At 37.9% G+C, this 23515-nt stretch carries 16 protein-coding genes; 8 read left to right on the top strand and 8 right to left on the bottom strand.

Going from position 1 to position 23515, the window contains the following annotated elements; genetic code table 11:
* The first annotated feature begins 41 nt into the window (after positions 1-41).
* The 3 genes from Q0947_RS08010 (at position 42) to pncA (ending at position 2817) form a co-directional block, all read left to right on the top strand.
* On the top strand, positions 42-491 hold the full coding sequence (locus tag Q0947_RS08010) for a KTSC domain-containing protein (protein ID WP_299395188.1): 450 nt from the start codon (positions 42-44) through the stop codon (positions 489-491).
* A 315-nt stretch (positions 492-806) separates the two neighbouring features.
* Positions 807-2204, top strand: coding sequence for a nicotinate phosphoribosyltransferase (locus tag Q0947_RS08005; protein ID WP_299395183.1), 1398 nt, complete (start codon positions 807-809; stop codon positions 2202-2204).
* A 4-nt stretch (positions 2205-2208) separates the two neighbouring features.
* Complete coding sequence (gene pncA / locus Q0947_RS08000) at positions 2209-2817, top strand: bifunctional nicotinamidase/pyrazinamidase (RefSeq protein ID WP_299395176.1); 609 nt, start codon at positions 2209-2211, stop codon at positions 2815-2817.
* A gap of 79 nt (positions 2818-2896) precedes the next feature.
* Here the strand turns inward: pncA and Q0947_RS07995 are convergent, their stop codons facing one another.
* Together Q0947_RS07995 and Q0947_RS07990 are read right to left on the bottom strand one after the other, a co-directional pair.
* Positions 2897-3934: a c-type cytochrome gene (locus tag Q0947_RS07995; RefSeq protein ID WP_299395170.1), complete on the bottom strand. Its 1038-nt coding sequence runs from the start codon at positions 3932-3934 to the stop codon at positions 2897-2899.
* 182 nt (positions 3935-4116) lie between these two features.
* A complete protein-coding gene (locus Q0947_RS07990) occupies positions 4117-8079 on the bottom strand; it encodes an AsmA-like C-terminal region-containing protein (protein ID WP_299395166.1) in 3963 nt (1320 codons plus the stop codon).
* Between the two features lie 301 nt (positions 8080-8380).
* Between Q0947_RS07990 and Q0947_RS07985 the strand changes: the two genes are divergently transcribed.
* Positions 8381-9586 carry an SH3 domain-containing C40 family peptidase gene (locus tag Q0947_RS07985; protein ID WP_299395161.1) on the top strand — a complete coding sequence of 402 codons (1206 nt, stop codon included), beginning with the start codon at positions 8381-8383 and terminating at the stop codon, positions 9584-9586.
* Between the two features lie 163 nt (positions 9587-9749).
* On the opposite strand, the gene secA is transcribed toward Q0947_RS07985, so the two are convergent.
* From secA to Q0947_RS07955, 6 genes are all read right to left on the bottom strand, one after another.
* The gene (secA, locus tag Q0947_RS07980; protein ID WP_299395158.1) at positions 9750-13106 is read right to left on the bottom strand and encodes a preprotein translocase subunit SecA; all 3357 of its coding nucleotides are present in this window, start codon (positions 13104-13106) and stop codon (positions 9750-9752) included.
* A gap of 176 nt (positions 13107-13282) precedes the next feature.
* Positions 13283-13504 carry a DUF2795 domain-containing protein gene (locus Q0947_RS07975; RefSeq protein WP_010177336.1) on the bottom strand — a complete coding sequence of 74 codons (222 nt, stop codon included), beginning with the start codon at positions 13502-13504 and terminating at the stop codon, positions 13283-13285.
* A 156-nt stretch (positions 13505-13660) separates the two neighbouring features.
* Positions 13661-14236 (bottom strand): cob(I)yrinic acid a,c-diamide adenosyltransferase, encoded by a 576-nt coding sequence (locus Q0947_RS07970; RefSeq protein WP_299395155.1) that lies wholly within the window; start codon positions 14234-14236, stop codon positions 13661-13663.
* A gap of 209 nt (positions 14237-14445) precedes the next feature.
* Positions 14446-15129, bottom strand: coding sequence for an ABC transporter ATP-binding protein (locus Q0947_RS07965; protein WP_299395151.1), 684 nt, complete (start codon positions 15127-15129; stop codon positions 14446-14448).
* A 97-nt stretch (positions 15130-15226) separates the two neighbouring features.
* Positions 15227-15997, bottom strand: coding sequence for a class I SAM-dependent methyltransferase (locus tag Q0947_RS07960; RefSeq protein ID WP_299395145.1), 771 nt, complete (start codon positions 15995-15997; stop codon positions 15227-15229).
* Between the two features lie 171 nt (positions 15998-16168).
* Entirely contained in the window at positions 16169-18028 is a 1860-nt protein-coding gene (locus Q0947_RS07955) for an ABC-F family ATP-binding cassette domain-containing protein (protein WP_299395141.1), read from the bottom strand.
* Positions 18029-18345: 317 nt separating this feature from the next.
* On the opposite strand from Q0947_RS07955, the gene Q0947_RS07950 reads away from it, so the two are divergent.
* The 4 genes from Q0947_RS07950 to Q0947_RS07935 are packed head-to-tail and all read left to right on the top strand — an operon-like array spanning position 18346 to position 23515.
* Positions 18346-19137 carry a polysaccharide biosynthesis/export family protein gene (locus Q0947_RS07950; protein ID WP_299395132.1) on the top strand — a complete coding sequence of 264 codons (792 nt, stop codon included), beginning with the start codon at positions 18346-18348 and terminating at the stop codon, positions 19135-19137.
* Between the two features lies 1 nt (position 19138).
* Positions 19139-21622 (top strand): polysaccharide biosynthesis tyrosine autokinase, encoded by a 2484-nt coding sequence (locus tag Q0947_RS07945; RefSeq protein WP_299395127.1) that lies wholly within the window; start codon positions 19139-19141, stop codon positions 21620-21622.
* A 10-nt stretch (positions 21623-21632) separates the two neighbouring features.
* Positions 21633-22220: a sugar transferase gene (locus Q0947_RS07940; RefSeq protein WP_366915498.1), complete on the top strand. Its 588-nt coding sequence runs from the start codon at positions 21633-21635 to the stop codon at positions 22218-22220.
* A 2-nt stretch (positions 22221-22222) separates the two neighbouring features.
* Positions 22223-23515 (top strand): nucleotide sugar dehydrogenase, encoded by a 1293-nt coding sequence (locus tag Q0947_RS07935; protein WP_299395122.1) that lies wholly within the window; start codon positions 22223-22225, stop codon positions 23513-23515.

Here is a 23515-nt window from a genome sequence, read left to right as displayed (position 1 = left end):
TCATAATAACACGTACTTTTGCGCCCTCAAATAAATAGTGAATGAAGCGCATAAATGAATACAAAAAACTCTTTGGAGTAGAAAATGAAGTCGATTTAAAGACTTTAAAGAAGAGTTACCGTGATTTGGTAAAAGAATGGCATCCTGACAAATTCCAAAATGGAGATGCTTTGCAAGAAGAAGCCGAATTACAAAGTCGCAAAATTATTGATGGTTACCATTTTCTTGTAAGTATTGCACCAGAAACTATTGCCGCTAACTTGGACGCCTATACTGAAACGATTACGAATTCAGGTATTGCCGATTATACGCACAAAGGTTTATTGTTGGAAATTACTTTTCAAGATGGTACCACTTACGAATATTTTGGAGTGACCAAACAAGTGTATATTAAAATGATTAATAGTGATAAGCTGAACCGTTTTGCGAAACGTAGCATCTATCCTAATTATGTTTATAGAAAAACGAAACGCAGCTTAGTAGAAGCTTAATTTTCGATACTTTTAAAGACCTTAGTAGTGCATTTTTTAAAATGTCCACTAAGGTCTTTTTGTGTCTAATAGTTTGAGTTCCATTAAAAATTCCCCAAAAAATCCCTATTTCGCCCTCTTTTAAATTTTTGTGTTTTTGATGAAACACTTGTTGCTATCATTAAAATAAATGCAATTTCAATTCTATCAGAATTGTGATCTCTATAGCGATGTAGGCGCATTAAATATTAGCTTTCTCCACATAAACGCACGGTCTGTTTTGAATTTTTTGGATATATTTACAATTCGACATTATTAACTAAAAACTAGATACTCTTGAAGATTACAGCAGCATATACTGACCTTTATCAACTTACGATGGCCCAAGTTTATTTTAAAACTAAACCAGATGGACGAGCGGTTTTCGATTATTATTACCGACACAATCCGTTTAATGGGGGCTATGCAATTTTTGCAGGACTTGAAAATGTATTGGATGTTCTTGAAACCTTAAAGTTTGCCGATTCTGATCTCGCATTTTTGGAGCAACACGGATTTGAAAAGGAATTTTTGGATTATCTTAAAGATTTTCGATTTAATGGGAACATTCGTTCGAGTCAAGAAGGCGATGTCGTATTTCCTAATCGTCCTATTTTACAAGTTGAAGCGAACATTATTGAAGCTCAGGTGATCGAAACCATGTTGTTGAATCTCCTTAATTTTCAAACCTTAATCGCTACCAAGGCCAACAGAATCAGACATAGTGCCAAGGAGGCGGTTTTATTGGACATGGGACTTAGACGCGCTCATGCTACCGGTGGTTATTATGCTTCAAGAGCAGCTGTAATTGGTGGTTTTGATGGCACCAGTAATGTGAAAGCGGCGGAAGATTTTAATATCTCTGTTTCGGGAACCATGGCGCACTCGTTTATCCAAAGTTATGGCGATGAATTACAGGCATTCCGAGATTTCGCTAAAGTGAGACCAAAAAACTGTGTGCTTCTAATTGATACCTATAATACACTCCGCAGTGGTTTGCCAAATGCCATTACTGTGGCAAAAGAAATGGAACGTGAAGGTGAAAAACTATTGGGCGTTCGATTGGATAGTGGCGATTTAGCGTATTTGGCGAAGCAAACCCGAAAAATATTGGATGAGGCCGATTTAGGCTATGTGAAAATTGTAGCGTCAAATCAATTGGATGAATTTGTAATTAAAAGTTTAAAAGACCAAGGTGCGCCGATTGATATTTATGGGGTTGGAACGAATTTAGTAACTGGTAAGCCAGACGCGGCCTTAGGTGGAGTTTATAAATTATCTGAATATAATGGTGATCCGCGAATTAAACTGTCTGAAAATATTATCAAAGTGTCCTTGCCTTATAAAAAGCAGGTGTATCGCATATTGGATAAAAACGGAATGTTTTATGGTGCGGATGCTGTGACTATTTTTGATGAAGGCGCCGTTGAGCAAATGGAGCACCCGTTCGATCCTACAAAAAGTATGAGTTTAAAAGGGTTTGAAAATGAAGCGTTGCTTCAGGATGTTATGACCAATGGCAAAAGAGTCATCCCAACCCGAACAGTTACTGAAATTGCAGACTATTCAAAATCGCGATTGGAAAAACTCCCTGAAGAATATAAACGTTTTCAGAATCCGCATATTTATAAAATAGGTCTTAGTTCTAAACTCAAAGAAGAACGCAATAATCTTGTTCTTAAACACAAATTCTAATTAGATGAAAACGCTTCTTATAATTGATGTTCAAAATGATTTTATACCGGGAGGATCGCTACCGGTTCCTGGTGGGGATAAAATTGTACCGGTAATTAATAGCATTCAGCCTAAATTTGATTTGGTGGTTGCGACACAAGATTGGCACCCTCAAGATCATATCAGTTTTGCTTCCAATCACGAAGGAAAATCAACCTTTGAAGTGATAGAACTTCATGGGAAACCACAAACGTTATGGGCAGACCATTGTGTACAAGGGACGGAAGGTGCGGAATTTCATCCGGATCTCGATTCCACAACATGGGAAGCTATTTTTAGAAAGGGTACTGATAATCAAATTGACAGTTACAGTGGCTTTTATGACAACGGCCATTTAAAGTCTACAGGATTGGCAGGATATTTAAAAGAAAAGGGTGTGACACAATTATTTTTATGCGGACTTGCCGCAGATATTTGTGTGTATTATTCTGCTTACGATGCTTTTAAGGAAGGATTTGCATGCTTTTTTATTGAAGACGCTTCTCAACCTTTAGATTCAGAAAACTATAAGGAGCTTAAGAAGAAAATGGAATATTTAGGAATTCAATTTATTTCCGCCGCAGATATTCAATAGGAACCACAGATTATAATTCAATATAAAACCCCATAGTGCTTTATGCAGTATGGGGTTTTAGCTTTCAATTGACTTGAGTTTATTTTGATTTCTTAATATCAAATTTCTCTTTGTAATACGCAATAATCGGAGGGAAGGGCCCGTATTTATGCTGTTCCGCAGTAAAATCATCTTCCCAAGGTCCGTAAGGCGTAGAAACCGGTTTTAGTTTTAAGTCAGGATAATCCTTTTCCTTATTGGATTTCTCAGGGCGATTAAAACTATTAATATAGCCTGCCACGTTATAAGCTTCTTCATCAGTGAGTACAGGTTTATCTCTTGTTGCCACTAAATACGGCATGTTTGCTTTGATAAATTGCGCTGCGGTCAACACGCGATGCATCCCAGCACCGTCATTAAAGGTGTCATCGCCCCAAAGTGGCGGATAGACATAACCATCCCTGAAATCTTCGTGTTTTAAGCCTTGGCCATCTTCTTGGTGACATTCTATACAATGCTTCGTGAAAACCTGTCTGCCTTTTTGTAAATCCACTTTGGCATTAGGAGGATCTAATGTTGTATATCCTGATACTTTTTTAACTTCATCTTTCGGGATGCCTTCACTTAACCAGTCCATATAAGCAACAATGGCACGCATTTCTCTCGAATCTTTATCGAGTTTTTGCCCATTCATGCTTCGCTCCATACAGCCATTTATACGATCTTCAATGGTTCCCATAGCATTTGAACGACCTCGAAAAGATGGATAGCGCTGTGTTACCCCTGCCCAAGATCCTGAGCCGGGTCTATTACCTGAATCTAAATGACAACTTGTGCATTTAAGGTTGTTGCCTGATAAGCGCATTTGAGGATTTTCCGCTTGTGGCCCAAGGTGCTTTTGAGTTTGGGTAAGCAAGTCATAACCATATTTTACATCGGGCATTATAAACGAATTCGCCATGTCTTCATCCACATTTCTAGGCTCCCAAATCGTGATGGTACGCTCCGACTTTTGCAGTAATTCAGGGTTGTTTTTAAAAAAATAAAAACCAAGAATTACAACGGCCATCAGCCCCATCAGTGCTGAAATTATAATGGCGATGCGCTTTGAAACTATTTTATAATTAATCATTTTCATAGGAAAAAGGCATTGAATGAATAATTATCCGTGAGATAATCTTTAATACCCTTAAAATTATGAAACTGTAAGTAGAACCTTGACTCAAATAGGATGAATGCGAGTGGAAATCAAACTTCAAGATGGATTTAAATAGAAATGTGGTGCCTATCCATAAGGAATCTGAGAGGAAGCGTACCTGATTAATGGTTCAAGCTTTTCTGCAGCTTTCTGAGTTTTCGATTTCCTAATCGGAATTTGACTTTTAGTTTTTGCTTTCTCGCTTTTTCACTCTTTTGATTTTGCAAGAACTGTAAGTAGAATTTGGCTCCTGCAGCGTCAAATGTGGTTTTTTCTGGTAAGGTTAAACCATCATTACTCATTAGGTTTTTCCATGGGATGGACAACCATATGTTGGCGTATTCATTAAGTTTTAAGCGGCCTTCAAAGAATAGATGTATCGCTGAAGATTGTATTTGTGTTCGCGGAATAATGAGCTCACCATTTCTGATTTCAAAAGTTTGTACGATAGGTTGAAATCTTAAATTTTTGAAACGCTCGGCTTTCATCAAAGGGATGTTTTCCATGATAGGCTTGTAATCGTAAAGCGTCAAGTCATTAATTTCTAAGGTTAGAAATCCATTTAATGAATTCATATTCACTTCGCCTTCATTGTTAGCGGTGCCCTGTGCTGTAAGATTATAATTTAAGTTTCCTGCAATATGTTCTGCTTGTCTTAAAGCGTCATTCTTAAAATAATCAAATCGCGTTACGAGTTCATGAAGGTCCATATCCTGAACATCCATATCAATGCTGACCGGCGTGTTTTCGCCAACTTTGATCCCAACATCCACATTCATCGTTATTTTTCCGCCATAAAAGTCAAGTTTGGTGTCCTGGATTCTAAAAAGCCCTTTATTATCAAAACCTAGTTGCGATTCATAATCTGTGATATTGAATTCTTTGTGTTTTAACGTGTCCACCTGAATGGCGATGGCAGGGTAGAAGGACGTATTGATTTTGGTTAAAACTTCCTTCCATTTTTTAAGATTTAAGTCTTTAGGCTCTCCATTTTTTTTGGTAGTAGACTCTGAACGCTCTAAAAACTCCTTGATATTGGCCGTGTCTAAATAAGGCGCATAAATTGAAAAATTAGAGCTGTGCTGACGTTTTTCAGTAGAACCATTAATGAATTCAGAGAAATTGTCAATAGCACCCGAGAAAAACACGGAACTCTTGCCAGGCAATTGAATGTCCAGCGTTTTAAGCGTCGCTAAATCATTATGTATTTGAATATGCAAACTATCTACAGGAATCTGAAGATCGGCCGCTTCAAAGTCTACAAGCGTGCCACCAATCTTTAAATCGCCAGAGGCTTCAGAATTGAGCAGTTTTAAGTTTTTAGATTGGCCCTTGTAATCGCCGTAAAACTCAAAATCACCTGATTTAAATACAAAGTTGGTCGTTTTTAAATAATCATTCAAATCTGCCGATTTCCCTTTTACCTGAACCGAAAAATCAAGATTAAACGGATTTTCGTTCAGCAAATCCTTTCTGCTCGTATGCGCATTGATTTCACCTTGAGCACTGGCAACTGTAGATTTGTATTTCAAATTGAGATGGTCCAATTTCAGGATGGAGTCGTTTTCAAAATACACTTGAGCAGCAATATTTTCCGTAATGAGGTCTCTAAATTTGAAGGAGTCAATCGCCAATTGTATTTCAGGATTGAATTTATTGATGTCTTTAAAGATGTTGTGTAAGGCTTTTTTGTCTTTAAATGTAGCCGTGTCCTCATCTTTAAAAGAATTGATGGTGGTTAACAGTTGATCCCCATCAAAAAAAGGTGCCGATATTTTTAAAAATACGGAGCCTTCGTCTTTTATGTCATCTAATAGGAAATTAGGAAATTCTTTAATGTGCCCATTGAGTTTTATGGGATGGAAATCGTCTATTTCTAAGTTGAATTGTTTCAAAACAATATCATAACGATCTACAAATAAGGCTAAAGAATCGATAGCAATATCCATCTCAGCGGGAGGATAGAATAACTTTATATTGGTCAGTGTCAAATCGCCTTTAGCACTTTCAAGAAGTTCATTAAAAGCCCTCACATTGCCATTCACCTTTCCGTTAAATTTGTACTGTCCCGAATCTATTCTAAACAGTTGAATGTTAAAAAGCTCTTTAAAAACCGCTAATGAGCCTTCAGAAGTGGCATCTGCATTCATGAAAATAGCTTCTTTGAATCGGCTTTCCGGAGGATACACTTTTACCCTGCCTTTAAGGTTGGTTACAGCATCATCATAATTGAAAATGAAATTATGAAGCACAATAGTTTCAGGATCTGTGAGTTCAATTCTCGATTTCACATCATTAATCGTCACATCCTTATAGGTCATTGCCTTAATGTCTATAGTAAACTTCGGATGGAATTGGCTGTAAACGGCTTCTAAGGTTTCGTGCAGCGTTTGTCGGTCAGTATTTTTTTGATTTGCTTCAGGAACAAATTCTTGCGCCATAGCAATTACCTCAGAAATGTTGAGGTTATCAGAAGTCAACATAATTTGACTTGTGGTTGGCGATAGTGGCGACTTTGATAGCAATCCAGCAATACTTTTTAAAGTACCTCTAAAAACCAAATTCTCACCATTTGGAAGGTTAACGGTCAATTCCCTCAAAATGGAGTTCTCATTTTGTAAGTCTACTGAAATGGATTGAATTGGCAGTTGCAAGCCATTCTTTTTAAGGATGACCCGAGTATTCTGTAAAGCAAAACTACCTGTAGCTTTATTTAATATTTGGTATAGATTGGGAATATCTCCTGAAATATTGGTGTTCATTTGAAAGTTTCCGCCTTTAAAGTCGAAATTATCCGTATCAATAAGCTTGGCTAAGGTTTCATTTCGCCCACTTAACTTCACATTGGCTTCTATAAAATTAGCGTCTTCTGGCGTGCTTTGGTAATAGGAATTGACGCTCGTTAGTTTGATATCTTCAAACTCACCATTTAACATATCAAACGTTACTCTGATATCTTTAGGCGATTTTTTCAAGCGTCGCAAACTGTCATTGGTGTAAATGTCAGTAGTTAAATTCCCAGTAAAGGCCGCATTATTTAAATGAATCTTATCCGAAATAACGATTTCATTATTAGTCGTAGCGTAGGTTGCTTTGACCTCAGGATTATTCCTAAAAGCAAATTTTCCGGCAATCTTAATGGTGCTTTCAAATGGCTTTTTAATTTCGAAGTCTTTCAATTTACTGGCAATACTATCACTCAATAATCTTTTGACAGTTTTAAAATTGGTGGTCTTATTTTGTAATTCAAAAACGAACGCGTTGGTTTCCGAGAGATTTAAATCTGCCGTTAATTGAAACGTCTGGTCATTAATATGAAGTGGGAAGTAGGGAATAGATATCACATCTTTTTGAAGGTCAATATTAAAAGTTGGTTTTCCTGTGATATGGGCATTCTTTAAAAAACTTCCTTTTTTTGTGTTAAAACCGAGACGATTAACCGTGATATTCATGGCGTGATTTCCCTCCAATTGTAGCGCATCACCTTTAAAAGTTGTTTTGGAATAATGGATATGGACATCAAAATTTCGGCTTAAAATAGTGTCCTTACTGGTGTATTTTACATTATCCAATACAATGGTTGCGCCTTCGGGGTTGAGCCAATCTGGAAGCTGAATTCCTTTCTGATTGCCTTGTCTGGCGCGTTTTAAATCTTCGTGATAGGCTAGTGGACGCTCAGAAATGACTTCTGAAGTGAAGACAGCATTTTTGATGTCTATTTTTCTAAATATAAAATCGCCTCTCAACAAATTTCCTGCGCCAATTATCAAACGTGCTTCTTCAATGTCGAGAGTTGAAACTTGGTCTGTAATCGAATCATTATTGGTGTGTTTAATGTCTTTTAGGGTAAAACCTACATTAGGAAAGCCGCTCAAAAAACTGGCATTGACTTTGCCAATTACCAAGGTGCCAGAAGTATTATTGGCATACCATTCCTGGAACATATCAATAACACTATCTCTATTAAACCAACCTATGGTAAAAAGAGTGATGGGCAATAGGATGACAACGGCAAGCGTCAAAAGTAAACGCCGCAACCATTTTCGGGTTGTAGTAGTGTTGCTGTTGTCCTTAGAGGTTGTCAATTTGGAAATTTATTGAAAAATAAGGAGAAAATTTGGGTTGGAAAACATAAGGATGAAAATACTTTAAAACAGCTATAATTGAACAGTTTTAGAGTAATTCTCTAACGAGAGGATATGAGTCAAATATTAGTGGAAACTTTGATGATGATTTAAGTTTATTGGCTAATGACAGAATTAGTTTTCAATTATCGATTGCTGTTTTATTGTCACATTCAGAACTGAGCGTGAAAGTGAGCCACTTTAATTTAGTAAATCGATAATAATTTTATAATTTGCTCTAGTTTAAAAAATAACATTGAAAATGATAAGAAAGATCTCTAAAATTGGTGTTCTGTTGCTGACGTTAACCTTTGCAATGAGTTGTGCAACACGAGTGGAACATAGAGCACATTTGACAAAGGAAATTGAAGCAGTTAAAAGTGAATTTGCTCCGGATAAAAGAGTCGCTGTTTTTGCAGTTGAAGCAGAAAAGACGGGTAAGGCTTATGTGTTGAAAGGGGAAAGTAATTTGCCAGATGCTGTACAGACTTTAAAAAATAAGCTTAGTGCTTCAAATATCGCTTATGTCGATAACATCCAAATGCTTCCAGCATCAAGTTTGGGTGATAAGACGATAGGTTTGGTTACAATTTCTGTTGCGAACTTAAGAAGCCGTCCTGCACATTCTGCTGAATTGGCGACCCAAGCAACCTTGGGAACTCCGGTCACCGTTTTAAAAAAGGACAATAGTTGGACCTTAATCCAAACCCCTGACAAATATTTAGCTTGGGTAGATAGTGGCGGCATTGAAGATATCAATCAAGCGGAATTTGACCGTTGGAAAGCTGCTAAAAAGATTATCTATACAACGATCACAGGAAGTAGTTATTCAGAACCGTCTACAACCTCACAAGTAGTCTCAGACGTTGTTGCTGGCGGAATTTTTGAATTGTTAAGTGAGGACGAAAATTTTTACAAAGTCGTATATCCTGATAAGCGTGTTGCGTATATCAGCAAAACCGAAGCTGAACTTTATGCATCGTGGTTATCACGTACCAATCCATCGAATGAAAATTTAGTAGCCACCTCAAAACGATTGATGGGTTTACCATATTTATGGGGAGGCACGTCGCCAAAAGGCGTGGATTGCAGCGGATTTACAAAAACGATATTTTTCTTAAACGGACTTATTTTACCTAGGGATGCTTCACAACAAATCCACACAGGAGATTTGATTGATGACAGTCAGAATTTTGAAAATTTACAACCTGGCGATTTATTGTTTTTTGGAAGAAAAGCCACGGAGACATCTCCAGAGCGCGTGATTCATGTGGGCATGTGGATTGGAAATAATGAGTTTATCCATTCAGCAGGACGTGTTAAAATTAACAGTGTCGACAAAAATGCTCCAAATTTTGATGCTTATAACCTTAACAGATATTTGCGAACAAAACGTGTTGTTAATAGTGATGTAGGCGAGGTGATTGATTTGACAGAAACGAACGTTTTTGAAGCGGCTGCTCAGTAGTTTTTAGGTAGCATCTTGTTGGTAAAAACACCAGCAAGGGCATTTTTTAAGACGGATATTAGTCCATCACTATAGCTAAAAATATCGTAAACAAAAAAAAATCCTGACGTCAATAGAGGTCAGGATTTTTTAGTTCTAATAATTCTGCTTTCACAGGTGTTCTTTATTCTTCAGTTAACACCCAGTCGCCTTTCATTAATAAAGGTTCCGCTTGTTTGTACTTTAAAGTTTTGTTTTCGCCACTCATCACATTCTTGATGGTCACTTTATCATTACGTCCAATCTTTGGCTTGTCGCGAACAATAGTTTCGACAACTTCCTGACGTTGGTTCATGTTTCCGGCTGCTCTGCTTTGTGCTGAACGTTCATCTAAATTAGGGATTTCCTCTTTTGTGGTTTCTAATTTTTCTTTAGAACGTTTCTCACGAGCTTCCTGAATGGCATCTGTAGTTTCTGATGGCAATTCACCTTTGAATAAGAATGAAATCACATCTTTATTCACTTGGTCAATCATCACCTTGAACAATTCAAACGCTTCAAACTTATAGATCAATAACGGATCTTTTTGTTCGTGGACCGCCAACTGAACAGATTGTTTCAATTCGTCCATTTTACGTAAATGCGTTTTCCAAGCATCATCAACTATGGCAAGCGTAATGTTTTTCTCAAAATCATTGATCAACTGCTTTCCGTTGGTGTTGTATGCTTTTTCAAGATCAGTAACTACTTGCAAACTCTTAACGCCATCTGTAAACGGCACTACAATACGCTTAAACTTATCGCGTTGTGTTTCGTATACATTCTGAATTACAGGGAATGCCATATCTGCATTGCGCTGCATTTTATCTTTGTAATGATTGAATGCCGCTTTATAAATGATACCTGCAATTTCCTGTTCTGACATTTTACCGAATTCAGCTTCAGTAATTGGAGAACTCATAGAGAAATAACGGATCAATTCGAACTCGAAGTTTTTATAATCGTTAGCTGCTTTGTTGGTTTGAGTGATACCTTCTGACGTATCAAAAATCATATTAGCCAAATCCACACGCAAACGCTCACCATGTAAGGCATGACGACGACGCTTGTAAATAACTTCACGTTGCGCATTCATCACATCATCATATTCCAACAAACGCTTACGAACACCAAAGTTATTTTCCTCAACTTTTTTCTGTGCACGTTCAATAGATTTAGAAATCATAGAGTGCTGAATCACTTCACCTTCCTCTAAGCCCATTCTATCCATCATTTTGGCAATACGTTCACTACCAAAAAGACGCATTAGGTTGTCCTCTAAAGACACATAAAACTGTGAACTTCCTGGATCTCCCTGACGACCTGCACGACCACGTAACTGTCTGTCCACACGTCTGGAGTCATGACGCTCTGTACCTACAATGGCCAAACCGCCTGCTTTTTTAACTTCTTCCGTTAATTTAATATCCGTACCACGACCCGCCATGTTGGTGGCAATGGTAACCTGACCTGGTTGTCCCGCTTCCGCAACAATATCAGCCTCTTTTTTATGAAGTTTCGCGTTCAGTACATTGTGTGGTACTTTGCGAAGGGTCAACATTTTTCCTAATAACTCACTGATTTCAACAGATGTTGTACCAATCAATACAGGACGACCTGCTTGAGAAAGTTTTGTTACTTCGTCAATAACAGCGTTGTACTTTTCACGTTTTGTTTTGTAAACTAAATCGTCTCTATCATCACGTGCAATTGGTCGGTTGGTTGGAATTTCAACCACATCTAATTTATAGATTTCCCAAAACTCGCCAGCTTCAGTAACCGCAGTACCGGTCATACCTGACAATTTGCGGTACATTCTAAAGTAATTTTGAAGGGTTACCGTTGCAAATGTTTGGGTTACAGCTTCAATTTTTACGTTTTCTTTCGCTTCGATAGCTTGGTGTAATCCATCGCTATAACGACGGCCATCCATAATACGACCTGTTTGCTCATCAACAATCATTACTTTATTGTCGATTACCACATATTGAATGTCTTTTTCAAATAGGGCATAAGCTTTTAATAACTGGCTTAGCGTATGGATACGTTCAGACTTGATTCCGAAATCTCTGAACAATTCTTCTTTAGCATCAGCTTCTTCTTCTTTTGAAAGATTTTGTGCTTCAATTTTTGAGATTTCCATCCCAATTTCTGGCATCACAAAGAAGTTCGGATCATCATCACCTGATAAAAACTCAACACCTTTATCAGTTAATTCAACTTGATTATTTTTTTCGTCAATCACGTAGTACAATTCCGCATCTACCTTAGGCATTTCGCGGTTATTGTCCTGCATGTATTGGTTTTCCGTTTTTTGAAGAAGTTGTTTGATACCTTCTTCACTCAAAAACTTGATTAGTGCTTTATTTTTAGGAATACCTCTATAAACACGTAAGAGTTTGAAGCCACCTTCTTTGGTATCACCTTCAGCAATCAGTTTTTTAGCTTCAGCTAAAACACCCGTCAAATATGCACGTTGAGCAGCAGCAATACTATCTACTTTAGGTTTCAACTCTGTAAATTCATGGCGATCACCTTGAGGCACTGGTCCAGAAATAATCAACGGCGTACGCGCGTCATCCACTAATACGGAATCCACCTCATCCACAATTGCGAAATGATGCGGACGCTGCACTAAATCTTCCGGTGCATGAGCCATATTATCACGTAAGTAATCGAAACCAAATTCATTATTTGTTCCGTAGGTAATATCTGCCATATAGGCTTTTTTACGAGCGGCAGAATTAGGTTGGTGGTAATCAATACAATCTACGGTCATTCCGTGGAACTCAAATAGTGGCGCCATCCACGCGCTATCACGTTTTGCCAAGTAATCATTCACCGTTACCAAGTGCACACCGTTACCAGCAAGCGCATTGAGGTACATCGGAAGTGATGCCACAAGCGTTTTACCTTCACCCGTTTGCATCTCAGCAATTTTACCTTGGTGTAAGGCCACACCACCAATCAACTGCACATCATAGTGAATCATGTCCCAGGTAATCGGCTTTCCGGCAGCATCCCAAGAATTTGCCCAAATCGCTTTATCATCTTCTAAAGTGACATAATCTTTTGATCCCGAGATTTCACGATCAAAAGCACTCGCGGAAACTGTAATGGAAGTGTTGTGTACAAATCGTTTTGCAGTTTCTTTAACCACCGCAAAAGCTTCTGGAAGGATGTCATTTAGGACATCTTCAGTAGCTTTATAAATATCATCTTTAATACGGTCAATTTCTTGATAGATATCTTCACGTTGGTCAATATCATCAGTTGCTTCAGCGTCTTTTTGAAGTTTTTCAATGGTGTCATTAAACGGTTGACGTGCTTCGGCTATTTTGGATTTGAAATAGGCTGTTTTCGCTCTTAATTCGTCATGCGACAAGGCTTCTAGCGCTTTTTCAAAGGTTTTAACTTGTTCTACTATAGGAGTGATGGCTTTGACATCCTGTTTGGATTTATCGCCAACAAAGACCTTCAATATTGAATCTAAAAAACTCATAAGGTATTATTGTTTACACGGCAACATGCTCTGTGTATATTAATATAATTTTGTTTGTATCCTGTTTTTTGCTTTTTTATGGCTCACAAAGATACGGTTTGTGCTAAGGTTATTGAAAAAATAGCGCACAAAAAAAGTCTCGGGTGGAGACTTTTTAACTAATTTTTCTGATTTATTTAATATTCGTCCTCGTTCCAGAGGTAATCTTCATCGGTTGGATAATCTGACCAGATCTCTTCAATTGAATCATAAGAGTCACCTTCATCTTCAATTGCTTGTAAATTTTCCACCACTTCTAAAGGCGCACCAGTACGGATTGCATAATCAATTAATTCGTCTTTAGTGGCTGGCCAAGGCGCATCGCTTAAATAAGATGCTAATTCTAATGTCCAATACATGTGTTATTTGTTTTAAATTTTTGCAAAAATAAATTTTTTGTTGAAAGAAACAAGTAAAAAATGAATTATTTATCATTAATGATAAGAACGTCTAATTCTTACATAATTTCTTAACTATCAATATATAATCAAAAAAAATGTGATTACCTAGTTATTCTAGGATTCTTTCTTGGGAATCCACTGAATTTCTTCGGCTTTTAACTCATAAGACAACTTCCGTGCCAACACAAATAGGTAGTCAGATAAGCGGTTTAAATAGGTTAAAGATTCCGGTTGAAAAGGCTCTAAGTCGTTAAGTGCCGATGCTAAACGTTCCGCTCTACGGCAGACACAGCGGGCAATATGACAGAATGACACCGTTTGATGACCGCCTGGCAAAACGAAGTGTGTCATGGGTGGCAAAGCATCATTCATACTGTCAATTTCCTTCTCCAGAAGTTCAATGTCTTCAGCTGAAATTTTAGGGATGTTTAACCGATCCTTACCATTTTTAAGCGTGGCTTTGTCCGGGTCTGTTGCCAAAATAGCACCAACCGTAAATAAATGGTTTTGGATAATGATTAAAATGTCCTTATAATGTTGTTGGATGTCTTGATCTCTGATTAAGCCCAAATGCGAATTGAGTTCATCAACAGTTCCGTAACTGTCAATACGAATATGGTGCTTTGGGACTCTGGTGCCGCCAAATAGGGCCGTGGTGCCTTTGTCACCTGTTTTAGTATATATTTTCATGATTTTAAATTATGTAGTGTAAAGCTTGACGAATGTATTACGAATATACAATAGATTGAAAAGTTTTGCCACAAAACACTAATGAATTTTGGGAAGAATGAGGTATGAGGTTTGGGGTTTGAGGACTGCTAACTGAAGATTAAGGTATGAGGTCTGAGGACTGCTTACTGCCTACTGCCAACTGAACCCTGCCAACTGAAGACTGAACCCTAATTCCTCACATCACTCTCAATCACTCCATCGCGTAAACGAATGATACGCGCGGCACGCTCTGCTACATCTTCTTCGTGGGTCACGACGATAACGGTGTTTCCAGCTTTGTGAATGTCGTCAAACAACTGCAGAATCTCCAATGAGGTTTTGGAATCTAAATTCCCAGTAGGCTCATCAGCAAGGATGATGGAAGGTTTGTTCACAAGCGCACGGCCCACGGCCACACGTTGACGCTGACCTCCTGAAAGTTCATTAGGTTTATGATGGATACGATCTGCTAAGCCAACATCGGTCAACACGGCTGTTGCACGCGCTTCACGATCTGCTTTGGAGGCACCGGCATAAATCATAGGTAAGGCCACATTATCTAAAGCAGTGGTTCTTGGAAGTAAATTAAAGGTTTGGAAAACGAATCCGATTTCTTTATTTCTGATTTCTGCAAGTTGATCATCAGTTAGTTTGCTGACATCTTGGTTGTTTAGAATATACGTTCCAGAGGTTGGCGTGTCCAAACAGCCTAATAGATTCATCAAGGTCGATTTCCCAGAACCTGACGGACCCATGATAGCCACGTAATCGCCACGTTCAATATCTAAATCGATGCCTTTTAAAACATAGACCGTTTCTGAGCCTAATTGAAAATTTCTGACGATATTTCTGATGTGAATGACGTTATCCATGTGACGATTTAATGTGTTATTTCTGTTTGCAGTGTGTCGATTTGAACTTCCAAAATAAACGATTTACGATTCATATGACGTGTAAAGGCGCAAGATGTTACACTCTAATTTTAAAATGTTGCTTTAATTGCTCTCTTCTAAAAAAGACGATGCCCCAATTAAAGGTGTCAACTGTGACGGTGACTTGCGGGTGATTTTTAATGATTTCCCACACTTCCGTCATACCTTTTGACCAGTATATATCGTCAAACACAAAAACAGAATCGTTGTGAGCCGTAGGTAACAGCATCTCGAAATAGGCTAGAGTAGCTTCCTTAGAATGATGCCCGTCAAAGAAAATGAAATCCCATGTAGAATTTGGCAGTTCCTTGAGGGTCGTTTTAAAATCCCCTTGGATACTTTTAATGTTGCTGAGCTTTTTGTCTGAAAAATTTTGAGTCGCTACTTTCAACAATTCCGGGCAGCCTTCAATCGTCGTGATGTTGGCTCTAGGGTGAGCTAAAGCCATAGTATGTGTACCGATGCCAAGGTTGGTGCCCAGCTCTAAAACGTGATCGGGCTTAAAATAATTAAGCAAACGATAGAGCAGCTTGGTGTTTTTTAAACTTGTGCCCGAAGTTTTCGCAATGGCGTTAATAGGACGTTCATTTGTTTTGAAAACCTTTGAACCTGATCCGAAATCGGTGATATGGATGACTTCGGTGTTTTTGAGCAACTCCCTACGATATGACGCAATTTCAGCATACGCTTCATGTTTCGATCGGTCATAAAAACATTTCGTAACCAAATTGTACACAAACGGGGAATGAACCCCGTGTTGGTTGGTGGATTTTAAAAGGAATTTTATAAAGGATATTGGTTGATGCACGGGGTGTTTTCAATTTTCAATGGAACGCAGATGATGCTGATGATGCTGATTTGCGCAGGATTTTATATTATGTTCAATGTTCAAAGTTTTCCGTCTTTAGTCTTGATTCTTGGCTCCTGATTCTTGGTTCTCTTCTCTATATTCTCTTCTCTCTATTCTTAACCCTCACCTTTAAGATTCCAGTTTTTCCGACAGTTCAAACCAACGTTCTTCCTTAACAGCAATATCATCTATGATTTTTTGCAATTCTTCAGACAGTTTATTGATTTTCTCTTGAGATAAAGAAGCATCAAGGAATTTTTCCTCCAAGGCTTTCTTGCCTAATTCTAAAGATCTGATTTTACTGTTTAAAGATTTGAGTTCTTTTTGCTCGTTATAGGATAGCTTTTCTGCTGTGTTGTTTTTCGTGTCACCAGATGCAGTTTCAATTTTTACGGGCTCCACATAAGGCGTTGATGCTTCATAATCACGGTAATCCGAATAGTTCCCAGGGAAATCCTCAACCTCTCCATTGCCTCTAAACACAAATAAATGATCGACAATCTTATCCATAAAATACCTGTCGTGAGATACCACAAGTAAACAGCCTGGGAAATCTAATAAGAAATCCTCAAGGACGTTTAAGGTCACAATATCTAAGTCGTTGGTAGGCTCATCCAGGATTAGGAAATTCGGATTTTGAATTAACACCGTACATAGATACAGTCGTTTTTGTTCGCCACCGCTCAATTTTTCTACAAAATCGTATTGCTTTTTGCGGTCGAATAAAAACTTTTCTAAAAGCTGCGAGGCGCTAATCTGACGTCCTTTTGTCAATGGAATATATTCTCCAAACTCTTTGATGACGTCGATGACTTTTTGGCCTTCCTTAATTTTGATGCCATTTTGGGTATAATATCCAAATTTCACGGTATCGCCAATTATCACCTTTCCAGAATCGGGCGTGATGGTTTGGGTCAACATATTTAAGAATGTTGATTTTCCCGTGCCGTTCTTACCGATAATGCCAATGCGTTCGCCTGTCTTAAACACATATTCAAATCCGTCTAAAATGACTTTGTCTTTAAACGACTTGGATACTTTATGAAATTCTACAATTTTACTGCCCAAACGCGCCATATTGATTTCCAATTGGATTTTATGGTCATTTCGGCGTTGGTTAGCCTTGGCTTTGATATCGTGAAAATCGTCAATGCGCGATTTAGATTTCGTGGTTCTGGCCTTAGGTTGACGGCGCATCCAATCCAATTCTTTTTTAAATAGTTGCTTGGCCTTGCCAGTTTCAACCGTTTCATTGGTGATGCGGGCTTCTTTTTGTTCTAAGTAATAGGAGTAATTCCCTTTATAAGTGTATAATTTACCGTGGTCCAATTCAATGATTTCATTACAAACGCGTTCCAGAAAATACCGGTCATGCGTTACCATAAATAAGGTCATCTGTGCTTTCGCAAAATACTGCTCCAACCATTCAATCATTTCCAAATCGAGGTGGTTGGTAGGTTCATCCAAAACCAAAAGGTCAGGATTGTTGATCAATGCTGTAGCTAATGCCAAACGTTTTTTCTGACCTCCAGAGAGCGTTTTGATTTTCTGGGTAAGGTCGTCCAACTTTAATTGCGATAGGATTTGTTTGAAACGCAATTCAAATTCCCAAGCGTTGTGACGGTCCATGCCTTCAAAAGCTTTCTGATATGCATCACTGTCGTCCGGATTTAAAAGCGCCTTCTCATAACTCTCTATGACTTTTAAAATTGGTAAATCTGATTTAAAAATGGTGTCTTCAATCGTCAGTTCATCTTCAAATTGAGGCGATTGTGATAAAAATGACAAGCGTAAGCCTTTCCTAATCACCACTTGACCGTTGTCAGGCTGGTCTAATCCCGCCAGAATATTAAGGATGGAGGTTTTACCACTTCCATTTTTTGCCACAAAAGCGATTTTATCATCTTTATGGATGCTAAAGGAAAGGTCTTCAAATAGCGGAGCATCGCCATAAGTTTTTGAGATGGATTCAACAGTTAAATAATTCAAAGTCTAATTTTTTTTACAAATAACGGCAATAAATCACAATGGATTGTCTATCCCCAGTTTTAAAACCACAATAGTGTTGTAATTCGGATAAAGGGTAACACATCTAACCAAATGTGGTCCTATTTTTAGGTTCTCAAATCAAGGAATTTCGTTATTACAAATTTATAGATTAGTTCTTAATATTTTATAGAAGTGCTTAATCGGAATCGAGGGATTAAACGGATTCCTAATTAAGCAGTTAATATTTCAAAAATATTGAGAAATGTTTTGATATTCATAGTGAAAACCTATATTTGTTAAAACACATGTCGCCTTCTATGAAAAGATTTTTATTGGTAATTGGAGTAATTTTGACTTCTTTTTTAACATCCTGTATTCCTCATAAAGACATTGTGTATCTTCAAAATAAAAACACCGCAACAGATTCTTTGCAGGTGATGATAGAGCAGCAAAAGCCGTATCGAGTTCAGATTAATGATATTTTGAATATTCGGATCAAAGTTTTGGATCAGGATAACGTGAGTATTTTCAATCCGATAGGCGAAGGAAATCTTAATGCGAGTGCTTCAGAACGTGCCTATTTTGATGGGTTTACAGTTGATAATCACGGTAAAATCAGAATTCCTGAGCTGGGACAACTGAGTGTACTGGGGTCTACTACTGCCGAAATTGAGGAACTTATTAAGGAGCGACTTTTGGCGGAGCAATTTAAAGAAACAGCGAATATTTTCATCACCGTAAAACTTTCAGGATTACGCTACACCGCCATGGGCGAAGTGGGTTCACCTGGATCGCAGATTTTGTTTCAAGAGCGTGTCAATATTTTTCAGGCCATAGCAAATGTGGGAGAAATTCCTGTTACAGGCGACCGTAAGGATGTGTTGATCATTCGTCAGTATCCGCAAGGGCAGCAAATCCATCATCTGGATCTAACAGATGTAAATGTCATGAACTCACCTTATTATTATATTCAGCCGAATGATATGATTTATGTAAAGCCGCTCCCACAAACAACATGGGGAACAGGTATTACAGGGCGAGAAACTTTAGGGACGATAATTACGGTATTAGGACTTGTCAGTACCACAATTTTATTAATAAGTAGGTAGGATGGAAGATTACGAAAACGACTATTCGGAACCAAGAGGTACTTATTTTGACTTTAGAGGCTATTTATTCAAAGCGCTCAACTTATGGAAGTTTGTAGTGCTAAGTGTTGCATTCGCCTTGATTGTAGCATATCTCATCAATGTTAGAAAAGAAAGTATTTATAAATTAAGTTCCCTTATTTCGGTAGAAAGTGATCAGAATCCTTTTTTTACTGCCAATACGAGCATATCCTTTAACTGGGGTGGTGTTTCTGGAAAAGTCGGAAAAGTGCTCACTACGGTTAAAACACGAACGCACAATGAGCTTGTGGTAGATTCCTTGCAGTATTACATGCAGTATTTAAGGCAAGGCAAGTATCGCATGGAGGACATTTATAAAAATGCACCATTTGTATTAAATCTAGATAAGACCAAGGGGCAAATACTCGGGAAACCTATTGCGATTAAATTTATTAATGAGAATCAATTTCAGTTACTCGCTACTTTTGAATCGAGTGGCTTTACCGCACAGCGGTATTCCGATAAAGAGAAACTCAATGGGAATATGAAAATCGGTGAGTTCGCTAAAACCTATAGTTTTGGAGAACCCATCAATCTGCCTTTCTTTAACGGCACAATCACCAAACGGAAGGAAGCGACCATAGTACCCGACACACAATTTTATTTCCAATTCCTCAATTTTGATTCTGTAGTCAGCCAATATCAAGGCGGTATCATGATTTCACCTTATTCAGGAAGTTCGTCTTCCGTGTTGTCCTTGTCGCTTGCGGGAAGTAATAAGGCGAAGATTGTGGACTATTTGAATGCCACCACGTCCATCTTGAGTAAAACGGAACTACAACGTAAAAACCTATATGCCACCAATACCATCAAGTTTATTGATAGCAGCTTAAATGCAGTTAACGATAATCTAAAGGATGTCACCGAGGAAATGAATTCCTTCAGGAAACAAAACAAGCTCTTTGATGTGACTGAAGAAATGGCCATAGTGTCTGAAAAGTTGAAGGCACTGGATCTAAATAGGGAAGAAGAGCGCACCAAATTGAATTATCTCAATTCCTTAGAAACCTACTTACGGACCAAAACAGATTATACGAAGATAGCCGCACCAACATCTGTAGGTATTGATGAAAGCAATATTTTATCAAGTGTCGCTAAAATTACAGCACTTGCTATTGAACGTCAAACAAAGGAATATACCGTAAAAGAAGGGAATCTTATTTTTAAGGATATTGACCGACAGATTGAAGCAGAAAAAAATGTGCTCTTAGAAACGATTGGTAATACGAAACGAACTATCGGACTCAATTTGGATAATATCAATAACAAAATCGCTCGTTTTGAGGGGCAACTTAGCAATTTGCCTGAAGATCAGCAGGAGTATTTAAAAATCCAAAGGAAAATGGATATTAGCCAAGAGGCCTATAATATCTATTTGACCAAACGTGGCGAAGCAGCTATTGTCAAAGCGGCTAACGTTTCAGATATCAGTACCATTGATGAAGCTAAGGATATTGGCGGCGGACGAATAGGGCCAAATAAGAACCTTAATTACATGATGGGGTTGATGTTGGGCTTCTTTATCCCAATGTTTCTAATTTTTGTAGTCTTCTTGTTGGATAATACCATTCACGGGTCAGATGAGGTACAGCGTTTGTCGAGCATCCCTATTATAGGTCTGATTGGGAAATACAACTATAAGAACAATTTGGTGGTATTTGAAAAGCCTAAATCGGCTGTGTCAGAATCGTTCAGATCCATCCGTTCGAGCTTACAGTTTATTTATAAAAAGCAAGGGGAAGAAGAAGGTAAGGGTAAAACCATTATGATTACGTCTTCAGTGAGTGGGGAGGGTAAAACCTTCTGTTCCATCAATATCGCTACAGTGTATGCTTTGTCCGGTAAGAAGACTTTGCTTTTAGGGCTGGATTTAAGAAAACCAAAAATCTTTGGCGATTTTCAAATTACGAATGACAAGGGGGTTGTGAATTATCTGATTGGTGAAAGTTCCTTTGATGAAATTAATTACCAGTCGTTTATTGAAAACCTTGATGTGATTCCGTCAGGACCTGTGCCTCCAAATCCATCAGAATTATTAATGGGCGACCGAATGAAAGAGCTCATTGATCATGCCCGTAAACATTATGATATGATTGTGTTGGACACACCACCACTTGGTTTGGTGACTGACGCTTTAGAGCTGACGCAATATGCAGATGCGACCTTGTTTATGGTGCGTTTAGACTATACAAAAAAGGGAATGCTGTCCTTAATCAATGCCAAGTATAAAATGGGAGAGGTAAAGAACATCAGTTTTGTACTTAACTTCTACAAACATAAAACCAATCATAATTATGGTTATGGCTACGGTTATGGCTATGGTTACGGTTATGGCTATGGCGTGTATGGCAATGCCTATCATGAAGGTAATGGCAGACGCTCGTTGCTGAAACGTTTTAAGAAGTTTATACAAACGAATACTTAAGATTTTAGGTTTGATTTCACCCAAACAAGCGCGTGTAAAGCGTAGTTTTGACATTTTGTTGGCTTTATTTCTATTGCCCTTTCTTATGTTACCTATTGTTATATTGATTATAATAGCCAGTATAGATACGAAGGCCAGTGGTTGGTTTTTGCAAGAACGCATAGGCCAATATGGGAAACCGTTTAAGATTTTTAAAATCAGAAGTCTTAAATCTGGTGTACACCGTTTAGGAAATATGGATGTTTATGCATCATCTTTTGGTAGCTTTTTAAGAACATATAAATTAGATGAACTGCCACAGCTTTTTAACGTATTAAAAGGCGATATGAGTTTTGTTGGTCCAAGACCTGATTTACCCGGATTCGCAGATGTGCTTGAAGGTGAGGATCGTATCATATTGGAAATAAAACCAGGGATTACAGGTCCAGCGACTTTAAAATACAGAGATGAAGAACTGATCTTGGCCAAACAGTTGGACCCTGATACTTACAATAGGTCGATTATCTGGTCAGATAAAGTTGAAATCAATAAAAAATACATCAAAAATTATAGTTTTTATTTAGATTTGATATACCTTTTAAAATCAATAAAAAACTAATAATGAAGACTAAAGCTAAAATTACCGTTATAGGATTAGGATACGTAGGCTTGCCTTTGGCGGTCGAATTTGCTAAGAAGTTTCTTGTGGTCGGTTTTGACATCAGTCAAAAAAGAATTGATGAGCTAAATCAAGGTGTTGATCGTACTTTAGAAGTTGATAATGAGACGCTTCAGTCGGTATTGGTGACTGATATTAATTCTAGCAAGGGTTTGCTAGTGTCGAGCGCGTTATCAGATATTGAAGATTCTGATTTCTATATTATAACAGTGCCTACACCAACAGATGCATTAAACAAGCCCATCTTTACGCCTTTGGTAAAAGCAAGTGAAACGGTAGGTAAAGTATTAAAAAAGGACGCAGTCGTTATTTATGAATCTACGGTGTACCCTGGCGTTACAGAAGATATTTGTGTGCCCATTTTAGAGCAGGAATCTGGACTTAAATTTAATATCGATTTCTTCGCTGGATATTCGCCAGAACGCATTAATCCAGGAGATAAGGAGCATACAGTAACTCAAATTCTAAAAGTAACTTCTGGGTCTACACCAGAGATAGCCATAAAAGTGGATAATCTATATAAAACTATTATCACTGCAGGTACGCACATGGCTCCATCCATTAAGGTGGCTGAAGCTGCTAAAGTAATTGAGAATTCGCAACGTGATATTAATATTGCTTTTGTAAATGAGTTGTCTAAAATCTTTAGATTACTTGATATTGATACTAAGGCCGTATTGGAAGCTGCGGGTACAAAATGGAATTTCATTAAAATGTCACCAGGATTGGTTGGTGGGCATTGTATAGGCGTCGACCCATATTATTTGGCACAAAAAGCAATAGAATCAGGTTATAATCCTGAAATTATATTAGCAGGCCGTAAGATGAATGACAGTATGGGTAGCTATGTGGCTCAAGAAACTGTCAAGATGATGATTAAAAAAGGAGCGCGTATTAAAGGTGCAAAAGTTTTAGTCTTGGGGATTACTTTTAAAGAAAACTGTCCTGATATCAGAAACTCTCGAGTGATTGATATTGTGAAGGAATTTGAAAGTTATGATGTAGATGTTGAGGTTTATGATCCTTGGGCTTCCGCAGAAGAAGTAAAACACGAATATAATTTGGATTTGATTTGTACAGATACCAAATTGGCTTCAAAATATGAAGCGATAGTTGTTGCAGTGTCTCATGAAAAATTTTTAGATTTAGACATTCAAAACTTGAGATCAGAATCAGGTGTTATTTTTGACGTTAAATCCTTATTACCAAAAGAATCCGTAGACGGCAGATTATAA

Origin of the sequence: uncultured Gelidibacter sp., assembly GCF_947500795.1 — a bacterium.
In the GTDB taxonomy this organism is placed as follows: Bacteria; Bacteroidota; Bacteroidia; order Flavobacteriales; family Flavobacteriaceae; genus Gelidibacter.
Note: the sequence above shows the minus strand (reverse complement) of the source record. Positions and strands in the feature narration are given on the sequence as shown.